9 protein-coding genes are annotated in these 14039 nt (G+C 48.7%); 4 read left to right on the top strand and 5 right to left on the bottom strand.

Going from position 1 to position 14039, the window contains the following annotated elements; translation table 11 throughout:
- Positions 1-89: 89 nt before the first annotated feature.
- The 4 genes from NX722_RS26870 to NX722_RS26855 all read left to right on the top strand — a co-directional run bounded on the left by NX722_RS26870 (position 90) and on the right by NX722_RS26855 (position 6836).
- Complete coding sequence (locus NX722_RS26870) at positions 90-1082, top strand: IS30 family transposase (protein WP_262563592.1); 993 nt, start codon at positions 90-92, stop codon at positions 1080-1082.
- Positions 1083-1563: 481 nt separating this feature from the next.
- Entirely contained in the window at positions 1564-2544 is a 981-nt protein-coding gene (locus NX722_RS26865) for an ATP-grasp domain-containing protein (protein WP_262565895.1), read from the top strand.
- The gene (locus NX722_RS26860; RefSeq protein WP_262565894.1) at positions 2531-4057 is read left to right on the top strand and encodes an ATP-grasp domain-containing protein; all 1527 of its coding nucleotides are present in this window, start codon (positions 2531-2533) and stop codon (positions 4055-4057) included. The genes NX722_RS26865 and NX722_RS26860 overlap by 14 nt, the downstream gene beginning before the upstream one ends.
- 85 nt (positions 4058-4142) lie before the next feature.
- Positions 4143-6836, top strand: coding sequence for a M14 family zinc carboxypeptidase (locus NX722_RS26855; RefSeq protein ID WP_262565893.1), 2694 nt, complete (start codon positions 4143-4145; stop codon positions 6834-6836).
- 24 nt (positions 6837-6860) lie between these two features.
- Here the strand turns inward: NX722_RS26855 and NX722_RS26850 are convergent, their stop codons facing one another.
- The 5 genes from NX722_RS26850 to NX722_RS26830 all read right to left on the bottom strand — a co-directional run bounded on the left by NX722_RS26850 (position 6861) and on the right by NX722_RS26830 (position 14038).
- Positions 6861-7487 (bottom strand): glutathione S-transferase family protein, encoded by a 627-nt coding sequence (locus NX722_RS26850; protein ID WP_262565892.1) that lies wholly within the window; start codon positions 7485-7487, stop codon positions 6861-6863.
- Between the two features lie 157 nt (positions 7488-7644).
- Complete coding sequence (locus NX722_RS26845) at positions 7645-9465, bottom strand: DEAD/DEAH box helicase (RefSeq protein ID WP_262565891.1); 1821 nt, start codon at positions 9463-9465, stop codon at positions 7645-7647.
- 551 nt (positions 9466-10016) lie between these two features.
- Complete coding sequence (locus tag NX722_RS26840; RefSeq protein ID WP_262565890.1) at positions 10017-10592, bottom strand: lysophospholipid acyltransferase family protein; 576 nt, start codon at positions 10590-10592, stop codon at positions 10017-10019.
- Positions 10593-10721: 129 nt separating this feature from the next.
- Positions 10722-11399: a polyphosphate polymerase domain-containing protein gene (locus tag NX722_RS26835; RefSeq protein WP_262565889.1), complete on the bottom strand. Its 678-nt coding sequence runs from the start codon at positions 11397-11399 to the stop codon at positions 10722-10724.
- Entirely contained in the window at positions 11399-14038 is a 2640-nt protein-coding gene (locus NX722_RS26830) for a CotH kinase family protein (protein ID WP_262565888.1), read from the bottom strand. Before NX722_RS26830 ends, NX722_RS26835 begins: the two co-directional genes overlap by 1 nt.
- Position 14039 lies beyond the last annotated feature (1 nt).

Raw genomic sequence — 14039 nt, 5'->3', positions numbered from 1 at the left:
TAACCAGAGGATTGTTTCAGAACCTTTGAAGTGAATCAGAACTCAGGGGTATTCTGTAAAGCAACCAAACCATACAGAGGAAGCCAAGGATGGCCTATACACACCTGAGCTCTGAAGAGAGATATTATATCGAAACTGAACTCAAAAATGGGACTTCACAAAACAAAATTGCTAAAAAGCTTGGCCGTTCACAGCCTACCGTGTCGCGAGAAGTAAACCGCAATAAAGGGCAAAGAGGGTACAGGCACCAACAGGCTAATCGCACAGCTCGGCAGCGGCACAAAGATAAGCCAAAAGCTATTAAGCTGACAGACGACATTAAACAACGTATTTCAAACGATATCCGTTCAGATTGGAGTCCTGAACAAGTGGCTGGAAGGCTTGAAAAGGACGGTGTAATCAAGCTGCATCATGAGACGATTTATCAATTTGTAGCGGATGATAAACGGCGCGGAGGCTCGCTCTATAAGCACTTGAGGCACCAGAAAAAAACTTATCGAAAGCGATACGGTTCAGCTCATAACCGAACCGGTATACCAAATCGGGTTGGCATTGAAGAACGCCCCGAAGTGGTCAACAACAGAGAGCGAGTTGGTGACTGGGAAGCTGATACTGTAATAGGTAAAAATCATAAAGGAGCCATCGCTACATTAGATGAACGAAAAACCAAGCTTCGCCTTGCTGTCCCTCTACCAGGCAAGAAGGCAAAAGCGGTTAAACAGGGAATAATTGACGTACTCAAGCCTCTGAAAAGGTTTGTAAAGACAATAACATACGACAATGGAAAGGAGTTTGTTCAGCATGAATCAATTGCCAAAGCTTTAAAATGTGACAGCTACTTTGCTGCCCCCTACCATTCTTGGGAAAGAGGCCAGAATGAGAATGCTAATGGTTTGCTAAGGCAGTATTTCCCCAAGTCGATGGAGCTTAATGGCGTGACAGAAAAAGATGTCATCATTGCAGTGGATAAGCTGAACAACAGGCCAAGAAAGTGCCTGGGCTACAAGACTCCTTATGAGGCATTTAAAGAGTCAACTGGAATAGATGCAAGAAAAGTCATGGGTTATGCACTTATGACTTGAATTCAGGTTCTTTGAAATCCACTTTTATTACAACCGTATGATTTTCTTAAATCCGTTTGCACACAAACAGCCACAGGTGGAAATACTACTCTCAAATCTGACCGGTGAGATAGGGTTTTGAGTGTAAATTTGTGTTAATTTACTAAATTAAATAAAAAGTTGCTTCAAAGGTTAACTTTATGCCTGAAAAGCGATATATTCCTGCCCCATCAGGTATAGTCAAACGACACAAAAAGCCTATTACACGGTTGTTTCGCTTTTATTCGACGAGGGCTGGCGACATTGTATGGCTACTCTCATGAGAAAAGAGATAGTCTGACTGCCTTACAGACCGATTAGCATCTGCTCGATTCATAAAATAAAAAACAGCCACTTGATGATAACTTTTGTTATCGGTTTTGCCCTGCATTCCATGCAACTGGCAAGCAGCTATTACCTGGGAAATTGAATCACAAACTACTCAGCACCGCAGGACACAATTATGTCTAAGCACACCGTTGGACTCTGGCTTTACCAGAATGGCGGAGGGGACGTCATCCAACGAAAACTGGTAGACCGGTTAAGGGAGCGGGATATCGGTGTTATTTCCGGCCTGAACCTTTCTCAAGCTATGGCTCACGAAGGTTCCATCATCTGTAATGGTGTTGTGATGGAAGATCTGGACCTGTTTTATACCTATAACGCAGGCCAGCAGACCCAGTACCAGATGTATCTCTATGAAATGCTGGATCGCTGTATTCCCATCGTTAATAACTACAAAGCATTCGCCCTGACTGAAGACAAATTTAAAACATCCCACCTGCTACGTCGTCATGGCATTACTACGCCGGATTACTGCCTGTCCCGTCACAATAATCTGGAAGCCCTGCGAGCCAGTATGAGTGACTGGGGTGGTCGTGCTGTGTACAAACCCACCGATGGCTGGGGCGGCACAGGCATTGTACGACTGGAGAACATAGACGCCCTGGACATGCTCCAGCCGTTTATCAACCAGATTGATGTGCAACACTTCTTTGTCGAGCGATTTATACAAAACGACCACACCGATTACCGCATCGATATTGTCGATGGTGAGTTTGTTGGCTGCTATGGTCGCAAGGCACCCCAGGACGACTGGAAAACCAACATCACCAGCGGTGGCAGCATCATAAAGCGTGAACCCAACGATGAAGTCGTCAATCTGGCTTTAAAAGCCGCGAAAGTCACTGGTCTGGAAATTGCCGGGGTCGACCTGATTTACGACCAGGAACGTGAAGAATATGTTGTTCTGGAAGTCAACGGTATTCCAGCCTTTGCCACTCCGGATCAGGAAGAATTCGGTCTGGATTTCAATGATCTCAAGATTGAAAAAATCACGGACATGATTGAAAGAAAAGTGACCGTTAACAAATTGCTGGACACCCCGTTACAGCAAGACAGTACAGGTATTGAGGTTGAGGAGCCGAAACATGCAATCAGTTAAAGCAAAACTCCCCAAAATCGGCTTACTGTATCTGGATCATGTGTTGCGTTTCTTCGACCGATCCAACTTCAGAGGCTGGCCAGACAAAATTGAAACCGTTGTTTACCACTGGGGCAATGATAAACAGCGTTTTATCAACGAGGTAAAGCGCAAGAAAATTGATGTACTGATTGGCAATATTCCTGCAACAGCCTATGAAACCTTCAGGGACATTGCCCGGGCTTTGCCTGAAGTGCGGTTCCTGCCGGATATGGACACCCAGTTTTCCAACAAGTCCAAGGAAAACGTTACACACTTCTGTGAGAAATATGATCTTGCCGCGCCGGATACCCGCGTATTCTATGAGCAGGATGAAGCCAGAACGTTCCTGAGCCAGACCTGTTTCCCGAAAATTATCAAACGCTCCTACGGCCCGTCGAACTACGGTGGCTACTATGTTCACAAAGTAGACAGTGAAGCCGAAGCCCTGGAATTGCTGACAGAGAAACGCTATTACCCGGTCTACCTGCAGGACTTCATCCCCATGAAGGCGGACATCCGGGTGATGCTGATTGGTCACAAACCGGTCTGTGCCTTCTGGCGTCGCCCCCCTGAAGGCGAATGGCTGACCAACACCTCCCAGGGCGGCAGCATGGACTACATGGATGTGCCAGCAGAAGCACTGGAGCTGGCAGTTCGCGCTTCCAAAGCCGCCAACGCTGAATACTGGGCCTGTGATATTGCTGTCAGCTTTGACGACGAATACCGGATTCTGGAATGCGCTACCGCCTTTGCAGCCTTCCCTTATATTCGTGACTGGATCGGCCAGTACCTGATGTGGAAGCTGTCTTCCGGAGCAATGCCGCAACCCCATATTCCCCTGTACAACTGGGAAGAACTGGGCAAAATCTCATCTTCGGTTTTGCGCACCATGCGTTATATCACCTTTGGTCACAGTGCTGATCAGCAGGCCATGACGGATACCTGCGAAACCTATAGTGAAATGGACGACGATAACTATCCAATTATCGACACCCATGATCGCTATAAAGAAGAGTGGCCCAGCGAGCAGTGGAATCGGCAGGACAACTATGTTTCCTCCCGTCAAGTCTCTGCCCGCCAGCCCACTCCACTGACCACGGCAGACGTATCAGAGGAACAGCAGGCTGATACAGGCATTGAGGATGTACCCACTCCAACCATTATCAGCATTGAAGTGCAGGAAACTGCACCAGCCTCAGAACCAAAGCCAGCATTAAAAACGACCGTGGTAACTACCGTGGTAACTACCGTGGCAACTACCGCAACAAAGTCTCCCTTTGATCTTTCCGAAGGAAAACTGATTGAAGTACTGAGCTCTGCCCGGGGCGTCAGCGAAGGGCTGGCACTGAAAATAGTCACCAGTCTGGGAAGAGAGGGCGTTATCAATGCGCTGGAAAAGGAACCAGGTCAACTGACAGCAGTGAAAAACATCAAGGCACGAAAACTTGCTCACATCATGAAGTCTTGGGAAAATCACCTTCAGAATTATTAACGTCATTTGTCGTTTTTGGTTCAGGACAATAGAGCAGAGGCATCACAGATGCCTCTGATCCCAAGAATAACGAGCCTGTGACCCTATGAAACAGCAATATATTTCGTACCAGAAAACCATCGAGTTTCTCAATAAGGCCATGGGGGACTACCCCGACCTGATCCGCCTGCAAAGTATTGGCGAAACCTGGGAAGGCCGCCCGATCATGCTGGTGACGATTTCTAACGATGTCGCCTACGCCAATGAAAAACCGGCTCTGCTCTACACAGGTACTATCCACGCCAGAGAATGGATAGGCATTGAACTGGCAACACAGTTTGTCCAGTATGTTATCGATCACTACAAAACCAACCCAAAACTATTTAACGCACTGACCCGCAACACGCTTTATATGGTTCCCTGCCTGAACCCTGACGGGTTTGAGTATTCCCGCCGTCACTTCTCTTTCTGGCGGAAAAACCGCAGGGACAATGGTGATGGCACGTTTGGCGTAGACCTCAACCGTAACTTCTCCGTTCGTTTCCGTAAAAGTCAGGATACCAGCTCCAACATCTACGGCGGTCCGGAACCGTTCTCAGAACCGGAAACCAGGGCGATAAAAGAGTTTGTCGACCAACACCCCAACATCACCGTCGCTCTGGATTACCATTCTCAGGGCAATGTTTTTTTTCCGGCGCACAAGTTCAACCACGAAGAAGAGGTAGAAGGCACCGACCTGAATCAGCTCTGTGCCAACATGGCCAGTGAAATAAATAAGGTGACCGGCCGTCAGTATGGCATCCACCGGGGCAAGCCACCGCTTAATCTTATAAACGGCAGTGGTCGTGAGTATTATTACAACAGGGGCATCCTTGCCACCGTCGTAGAAGTCGGCACCCGAAACATTCCCGACTACCTGATCAATATGAAGCAGAGCGTGGATGAAAACATACCTGCGGTTCTGTACGCTCTGGAGTCTGCCATCAATTACTCACCAAAGGCTCCGGCAAGAGTCTCCGGTTTTCTCGCAGAGAAGATTGGTATGAACGAGGTCTGTCTGAAATGGGAACATGAGAGCCAGTCCGACTGTTTTTTTGAAATATACCGAACCCCTTCCCCCAAACACCCCTGCACCAATGCTAATCGCGTTGCCATCACCCGCGCCCATTCCCACCGGGATATTCAGCTTAACAGCGGCCAGCGTTATTTTTACACGGTCAGAGTCGTCGACCGGGCCAGCGGCATCAAGTCACCTTTTACGCCTGCCCTGAAACTGAAAACACTGTTGGCTGACGATGAATTTTCACACACCCTGTTCCCGGCTCGGTCTGATGTCGGTTATGTGGGTGAAAAAACGCCTTCACTGAACAGCAAACATTTTGGCTATAACTCATTATTCGTTGGCGTGAACCGGAATAAAGGTCACTGTCTGGGGGTTATCGCTTACAATCTGGAAAATCTGCCAGCAGATACTCATATCAAAACCGCCCGCTTCTCGCTTTATCCAATGAACCGGGTTAATGCCAAGATCGAAAAGTACGGTGAGTGGTCAGTCTCCATTCTTGATGCCAGCGAAATCAGCGACCTCACCAGTTACGAACAAATTGCCAGTGCCACGGTTATTCAGACACTGGGTGATGCGATTCCCTCCGACCAGCTGACCCAGGGAATATGGACTGAATGGGATTTCACCGGTACTGAACGGCGCATCCTGCAACAGCAGATTGCCTCGGGTCGTATTATTCTGCGGATTGAAGGCCCGTCTACCCTGCCAAGGGGGCATGATTCCCAGATGATGCAGTTTGATATAGGTTACGGTCGTTTTGGCGCAGGCATCCACTATCGCCCCAGCCTTGAAATCATCTATACCCGAGCCAGTCAGCAGCTAAACCTTGAGCCGGAAAATCTGCACACGATTGCCCGAGAGAAGGTCGTAGAAGGAGAGCTGAAGTCGGGCTTCGACAGCCATGGCGATAAAGTTTACGGACACCTCAGCTTCAACCTTGATCAACTGCCGGACCCGGAAAAAACCGTTGTTACAGAAGCCTATGTAGAGCTGAAAGCCAAAAACCGGCTGCAAACCCGCAAAGATATCCGCTTTACCATTGAGATGGCCGAGCTGGAAGAAATGGCTTATGACGATGTTCTGAACCGCCAGCAGATTGAGTACATAGGCTATGAAGTCAGCAATACCGACCTGAAAGCAAACCCCGCCCACTGCTTTATGTTCGACAGCTACTGTCGTCAAATTCTGGAGCAACTGCACAGCCGCAACATGCCGGTCTACCTGATTGTACGACCAACGACTCCCAGTCAGGAGCGCAACGCCATTATCGACTGGCATGGAAAAGGCGAGAACTGGCAGGCAAAACTGGTAATCAAGTATATTGAGCGCCGCAAAAAACCTCTGACAGCACCCACAGAGCTGACCGCCACCCTGGACAGGGATTCCGGTCGGGTCCGGTTAACCTGGAAACAGCCAGACGACCCGGATTTTGTTGGTTGCTATGTGGTTCGGAACCGTTTCCATCCACCCCGTTCACCACTGGATGGTGTAAAGCTCTATGGCGGCAAAGACGAATACACACTGGACGACTTTGGTAACCCGAACATTGCCAAATATTACTCGGTGTTCAGTTATGACAATGTTCCCAACTACTCTGCTCCAGCAACGGTTTTGTTCAGTCTTAACGAAGTGATACCAGTTCTTGAGGATGAAGATTATGAGACTCAGGAGGATGAGGAGGAACGACTGAGCCGTAGTGAAGAAAGCGAAGAAGCCTTACTGGTAAAAGCCTGATAAAGGGAGCAGCCCGCTCCCTCTTTATTTTGCTGTCGCCGCTTCTGCCGCTCTCTGGCAGGCAGGTCTCTGGTAAAGCCGCTCCCGGTATTCCTGATATGGCTCAGGCACCTCAAACCCGAACCGCAAAGCCCAGTTAATGGTTTGTGCCAACAGAATATCAGCGCAAGTAAAGCGGTTACCAACAACATATTCCTGACCGTCCATATACTGATCCAATGCCTTCAGGGAACGTTTGAATTCCCACTGTGCCGTTTCGAAAACCGCTTCTACCCGGTAGTCTTCCGGCAATACAAAACGGTGTTTACCTGTCGTCCATAAAGGCTGTTCAAGGTCTGACAAAACAAAGAAACAAAACTCGTCGTATTTTGCCCGCATCGCATTGTCGTCCAACGGCATAAGCTGCTTTTCAGGTACCAGAGCGGCGATATAGTTAACGATTGCGGCGCTTTCGGTTAATACCAGGTCATCGTGAACAAGCGTTGGAATTTTCCCCTGGGAGTTCAATGCCAGATATGAGGGGTGACGGCTACCACCTTCATCAGACTGACCAATTCTGACATGCTGGTATTCAAAATCGAGCCCGGCTTCTTCAAGCGCCCAGAGCGCACGGAATGAACGTGCCTGACCAGAGCCGTACAAACTAATCATAGGTATTGTCTCCTCGTTGTTATTAGTGGGTTATCAGAGGGTTATTGGAGATTAGTGTCTGCCTATTTTGCGCTTTTGCCTCTCAATTAGAAAGCGTTATAAAAAAGCGGACGCCCAACCTCTCAGGCGTCCGCTTTTAAAGCACTACACGTTGAGCTTATGAATGATCTTCACGATCACGCTGACGTGGCTTGCGGGAAGGGTTGTTCTGTGAAGAACCACGGGTAGCGTTGCTGCGACGGTCACGGTCACGACGGAATTCACCATCACGACGGCGACGGCGAGGACGCTCTTCACGGAAACTACCGTCGTCTACCCACACACTCATTTCCAGCGGCTTGTTGCGTACCTTCACCTGCTTCAGGGAAGCCAGTGTTGAGTTATCCATACCTTCTGGCAGATAGATGGAAGAGAAACGCTCGAACAGGCGGATATGACCGATGCTCTTACCGGAAATCTTGCTTTCGTTGGCAATTGCACCGACCAGGTCGCCGGGGTTAATACCCTGTTCACGACCCACTTCAACACGGTAACGAACCATGCCTTCGTTGTCTTCACGACGATCACGACGTGGACGGTCACCACGATCTCCGCGCTCACCACGACGGTCATCACGCTCACGACGCTGACGCTGTGGACGTTCAGGTTCTTTTCCGTCCGGGAATGGGCGCTCTTTCTGAGCCATAAAGCACAGGGCCGCTGCCAGGTCTTCCGGGCTCATATCGCCTTCTGTCATCAGCTCATTGACGATATTGCGGAAGTCAGCCAGTTTCTCGTCACCCAGTTCCAGAGACTTGGAAACGTCTTCCTTAAACTGACGGATACGCATGTCGCGAACGTCACGCATGGATGGCAGACGCATGTCGTCGATACGCTGACGGGTAGCGTTCTCGATAGCACGCAGCATACGACGCTCACGGTGAGTCGCAAACAGAATGGCTGTACCCTGACGTCCCGCACGGCCAGTACGACCAATACGGTGTACATAAGCTTCAGTGTCGTAAGGAATGTCGTAGTTAACCACGTGAGACATACGCTCAACGTCCAGACCACGTGCCGCTACATCAGTCGCAATCAGAATATCCAGAGAGCCTTTCTTCAAACGGTCGATCACTTTCTCACGCAGTGCCTGAGACATGTCGCCGTTCAGGGCTGCCGCAGAGAAGCCACGGGCCTCCAGCTTTTCAGCCAGCTCAACGGTTGCTGTCTTGGTGCGTACGAAGATGATCATGGCGTCGAATGGCTCGACTTCCAGAATTCGGGTCAGGGCGTCCAGCTTGTGGTAGCCGCTTACCATGCACACTTTCTGGGTGATGGTGTCTACGGTAGCGGTCTTGGACTTGATCTCAACAGTCACCGGGTCGGTCAGGTGAGTATCGGCAATTTTACGAATCTGCCGTGGCATGGTCGCAGAGAACAGGGCCACCTGACGCTCACTTGGCGTCTGCTCCATGATCCATTCGATATCGTCAACAAAGCCCATGCGCAGCATTTCATCGGCTTCATCCAGTACCACCGCCTTCAGGTCGTCCAGTTTCATGGAGCCACGACGCAGGTGATCCATAACACGCCCCGGAGTACCTACAATAACCTGAGCGCCGCGCTGCAAGCCGCGCAGCTGACCACGCATATCCTGACCACCGTAAACAGGCAGTACGTGGAAACCGGGCATGTGACGGGCATAACGCTGGAAGGCTTCTGCAACCTGGATCGCCAGTTCACGGGTAGGTGCCAGCACCAGAACCTGTGGGTGACGTTTTTTAGTGTCTACACGAGACAGCAGCGGCAGAGCAAACGCAGCGGTTTTGCCGGTACCGGTCTGCGCCAGGCCCAGCAAATCCTTACCTTCCAGCAGATGAGGAATACTTTGCGCCTGGATAGGAGAAGGGGTTTCGTAACCGACATCCTTTACAGCTTTGATCACTGCAGGGGCAAGAGGCATTTCCGCAAAGGAAGGAACGGTTTCAGTATCGGACATCGAGTGCTCCGTAATTAAGGCTTATATAAGAACCAGCATGCGCAACAGGGTATCGGACTAACTGCCGGACAGGCCCTTACAAACGAACAGACTTCCGGTCTTACGCTTGAATCCTGCTAATAAACGCTGGTAGTCCGCTTTAGGAGCCTGTCAGGCTCCCGGCTAAAGCGGGTCATGTGAGTGTCCATGACTTCGTTGAAGATCCTGAGAAAGGAGTTCGTGCTGATCGGCGCGGCTTATGAAACACTTGATTTATGTAACAATGGCCGCCAGAGGCTACGGAGTACCCGGACGTCTCGTCTGGTGCCTGCCTCCGGGCATAGCTGGCACAAATAGCCAGATGCAGACAGGGCAAACACATCGGGAATTTCATTGACTCATGTCAATATCCATCCCTCGAAAGGGCGAGCATTTTACATGCTTTTTCGCAATGTTTGTACTGTTTTCCGCCGTGAGTGCGCAGGGGTTTATGAGTATAGAGGCTTGTGGGTGCGAAATATCCGGAAGGTCAGGTCTTCTCCTGTCGAAAAAACAAGAGAAGATTCACGCTATCAGAACTGGGACGGATTTTTACCTGAAATGCCACGATAAAACGCCTGGATGTCAGTCAGGTCTTTTTCATAGTCACCGGTTGGCATAAACAGAGGACCAAAGCCTGCTACTTTTCTTTTATAGTCAAGAAATGCCATGGCAACAGGCACATTGGCACCGTTGGCGACATGATAGAAACCACTTTTCCACTTCGTCACCTTGCCACGGGTTCCTTCAGGAGACAGGGCAATAAACAGATCATCATTCTGGTTAAACTGGTCGATAGTCTGTTGCACCAGCCCTGTATGTTTGCTGCGCTCGACCGGAATACCTCCCAGAAAGCGCATGATGAGACCAAGAGGCCCTTTGAACAGCGAGTTTTTCCCCATCCAGAATACTTTCAGCCGGAAAGAAAAGGCCATCAGCATCATGAACACGAAGTCCCAGTTACTGGTATGGGGAGCGGCAATCACAACGCATTTGCCCACATCGGGCAACTGACCTTCTTTCTTCCAGCCTCTCAGTTTAAGGATGGCATTGGACAGCAGGCGCAGTGCGGTGTTGATCACCGGGGTATCAAATATGGTACGACGCATGAATACACATTCAGGAGGTAAGTTATCTGGCTGGATTATACCGATGCATTACCAAACCTCTACATAGGGTTTATATCTAACCGCAAATACTCTGTTTCTGCAAAACAGCTGTTGAGGTGGGCTTCAGAATTATTTCCAGATCAGTTTACGTATGCCTGTCACATACTTGGAATGTCGTGAGGCGATCATAGGGCAGGTTCCCATCAATTCAGACAATTCCTCTTCAAAGTCCCCGGCCGCCTTTAGTTCCAGCAAATAATATTGCCCTAAAGACTGAGGTTTGATCAGGTTGGGTCTATCACTGTAACGCTGGTCATAAACGACAATATTACTGTCTATGGTCGCTCTGATTTTCTCACAGGCTGAAACATAGTACTCCCTGCTATAGGAGCAGATCAAAACGGGCATCACACCATTTCCGAGAATAATCCGCGCTTCCTCGGGTAACTGGTTGTAACAATCTCTTAACGCCGAACGCCAGCTGGTGTTTTCCTGCTGTAAATCAAGAGGCGCATCAAAGATAATCTTGCGTCCTTTACCTGATTTTTTAAGCTTGAATTCCAGCTTTGCTCTACTGGCTTCATCAAGGCTGCCATACCAGCGTATGCGATTTTTTTTCCGCTGACTAATCCCGTTCAGATTCGTTTCATACATAGCCAGATCGCAACTGTCCAGATACAGGCTATTAACAGCCCTCGGAGCATAATGCGTTGAAAACAACAGAGGATGAGTCTTGAGCCATACCTGAAACCTCTGGGCCTGAGTCATCGGTATTGGAATTTTGACTTCAAACCTGAATTCATCCATTACTTTGGCTTTTCCGATTTCATGATGCCTTTGTACAATGCTTTTATATTCACATCTTCAGAACCCAAAGCATCACCATCAATAGACATGACACTGCCTTTTTCAACCAGTGCCTTATCGACGCAGTTAAACCGGACACAGGTAATATTGTTTGCAATTAATGAAGCCGGACCAAAAATAGGTTTTTTGATATAGCTCATAAGCGAGTATTCTTTTATTCGCTCAAGGGTCATATTACTGGCTACAACTTCGGACCGGTCTTTTACCGCTATTGCAACATTGCTGTTTTTTATCGTGCTGTTGTCAACCGTCAGCTGACTCGATTCACCAGCAGAAATCGCTTTATCGCTGATGCCCTCAAAATAACTGTCACTGATTGCCAAAACCGAACCACTGGTATCAAGACCATCACCACCCGACACCAGCCCGACATTGACGAACTGACTGTCGCGGACCTTCCCTTCACAAAAATCACAATCAAAGCCATCTGAGAGGGCATTTCGGATCGTCAGCCGATTGATATCAACCTGACTGTTAATGATATTAAGCGCATCTTCGGAAAGATTGTCCTGAATGGTCAGACCATCAATCACAACGTTCTGATTAATAAAATAAACAGCGCCTCTTGGTCGCCAGAACCCTAGTTTTGGATTTCTGGCTTCTGTCACCAGCAAATGGCTGACCTTGCTGTTTCTTAACGCACCACTACCAAAAACCGTTAAACCGGACCAGGCATCACTTTGGGATTGTTTATTGAATGCGACAGGGTTATTTTCAGTCCCGTTGACATAGAGTTCACCAAATACCATTAACCCTGAACCTTCCGAAAATGAAAGCTCAGTACCGGGTTGAATCGTGACTTTCCAATTTGCCGGAGTGGTCAAATAATCATCTATCTGCCATTTTCCAGCCTGGATTTCCCAGCCATTGGGAAGTCTCTTGATAAATGGGTAGTTTTTCAGTGCCCGGGAGTCGGAAGGACGAGGTATAAACCACAAAGCGCCTTTATTAAGAATAAATGAATGGGCTTGTTTCTTCTCCTTTGGATAAGAAGCAAGCACACTCAATTGTCTGGCTTCTTCAGGCAGGGAAATCTTCAGACGCTCACCAGTAGTGACCTGCCTTGGCAAACCGATAATGTCGGGTTCAATGGCTAATTCACGACCATCAGGGTATACATACTTCACCTCCCGCACTTTTAACGGACGGGCATCAGGGTTGAATATCGATAAAACCGGTTCACCATTCAAAGAGTCAAAGGATGTCCTGAATTCCCAGGGCAGAACAACTTCCATTGACTGCATTGGCAAATGCAGATCCGGACCTAACCCCCGAAACTGTGAACAGGGTTCGTTCTTGTAATCTGTATTCAGACAATCAGCCTGCTCTTTCATCAAAGCAAGGTCATAATCACCCAGTAACGGGGAACTTAAATAAAGCTGACGTGTAAACTCTCTCTGTTTTTCCTGAAGCTCACTGACCAGAGACCCGGAATCAATCTGCTCTCGTAAATGAGTTAATGCTGTCTGATAACTTTTATTGACCACCTCATCAGAAAGCATTACCCGACTGATCAGGGAATCGTTACTGGGCTTCTTCATTAACCGCATATGCCGCGCTACAGAAACATCCACATCACTCTGAATCGGCTCAAGTTTTGCCGTGTGTGGATTATAATACCATCTCCAGTTATTCCAGGTCAGAGCATGCCATGCACCCCAGATGTCCACCGTCGCCAGATATTGCCCCAGCTTTTCAACATCAAACACATCGCTTGCTGGTCGCTTGCCATTAAGAAAGTCGCTGACCAGGCTCATAGCCACTCTGCGCTGATTCGCCAACGCCTCTTTTTTCAGCACTGTCTTTTTTTGAATAACCCTGGGCTTGAGTTCACGATGCACCTGACCACTGGCATCGGTGGTTTCAGACAGCAGGTCCAGACGAACAACCAGCCCTTCCGTTCTATGACTTCCTGCCAGCAAGTCCTGACCAAAAGCCTGCTCCAGCAACATAACACCCCAGTCATCCCCGTTAACAATGACCTTCACTGGTATATGCTTCGGCGAAATAATATCAAAACCCGCAAGTTCCATGGTCTGCCTGAACAGCTCTGCTCCCTGATGCTGGCGAACGCTGGAACTGATCAAAGCAAAACGGGAAGTCGAGAATATCGCCTTTCCCTTTTTTAAGTTGACACGTATCGACCACCGGTCAGACCCGTTTACATGGTCAAGCATGTCCCCCTGCAACCGAAAGTCGGCTTTATAAGCCTTGCGCTCATAATACAAAGTACCTTTCGCGGTGCTTCTGTCTTCAGGAATTCTTCCCGAAGCCATTGCCAGCTTTCGATCCTCAGCCAGCTTTCGCATTTCTTTGTATTTAATATCCAGCCTCAAAACCGGCTGATCACGATCTGCTGAAAAAAACTTGTGAGGCGCTTTTGTTGCATCACCGACAAACTGAACCGCTTTATCTTGAGGGTTTGTGTGTAACACACGATACCCTCCATGAATCAACAGCACCCTTACCAGATCCACAGAAGGCAGCAAAAGTATCAGACTCAGAGACAGCGCTCCCCAAAAAAACCACTTCTCTCTTTTGGAAATAAAACTGGCTCGACGATCAAGGCGTAGCTTCATG

It is taken from the genome of Endozoicomonas gorgoniicola (assembly GCF_025562715.2).
GTDB lineage: Bacteria > Pseudomonadota > Gammaproteobacteria > Pseudomonadales > Endozoicomonadaceae > Endozoicomonas_A > Endozoicomonas_A gorgoniicola.
The sequence above is the reverse complement of the archived record's forward strand: the minus strand, read 5'-3'. Positions and strand labels throughout refer to the sequence as shown.

Excerpts from the sequence above, each read along its gene's own strand:
- NX722_RS26835 (WP_262565889.1), bottom strand. The coding sequence starts at position 11,399 with ATGGATGAATTCAGGTTTGAAGTCAAAATTCCAATACCGATGACTCAG.
- NX722_RS26865 (WP_262565895.1), top strand. The coding sequence starts at position 1,564 with ATGTCTAAGCACACCGTTGGACTCTGGCTTTACCAGAATGGCGGAGGG.
- NX722_RS26855 (WP_262565893.1), top strand. The coding sequence starts at position 4,143 with ATGAAACAGCAATATATTTCGTACCAGAAAACCATCGAGTTTCTCAAT.
- NX722_RS26870 (WP_262563592.1), top strand. The coding sequence starts at position 90 with ATGGCCTATACACACCTGAGCTCTGAAGAGAGATATTATATCGAAACT.
- NX722_RS26860 (WP_262565894.1), top strand. The coding sequence starts at position 2,531 with ATGCAATCAGTTAAAGCAAAACTCCCCAAAATCGGCTTACTGTATCTG.
- NX722_RS26850 (WP_262565892.1), bottom strand. The coding sequence starts at position 7,487 with ATGATTAGTTTGTACGGCTCTGGTCAGGCACGTTCATTCCGTGCGCTC.
- NX722_RS26840 (WP_262565890.1), bottom strand. The coding sequence starts at position 10,592 with ATGCGTCGTACCATATTTGATACCCCGGTGATCAACACCGCACTGCGC.
- NX722_RS26830 (WP_262565888.1), bottom strand. The coding sequence starts at position 14,038 with ATGAAGCTACGCCTTGATCGTCGAGCCAGTTTTATTTCCAAAAGAGAG.
- NX722_RS26845 (WP_262565891.1), bottom strand. The coding sequence starts at position 9,465 with ATGTCCGATACTGAAACCGTTCCTTCCTTTGCGGAAATGCCTCTTGCC.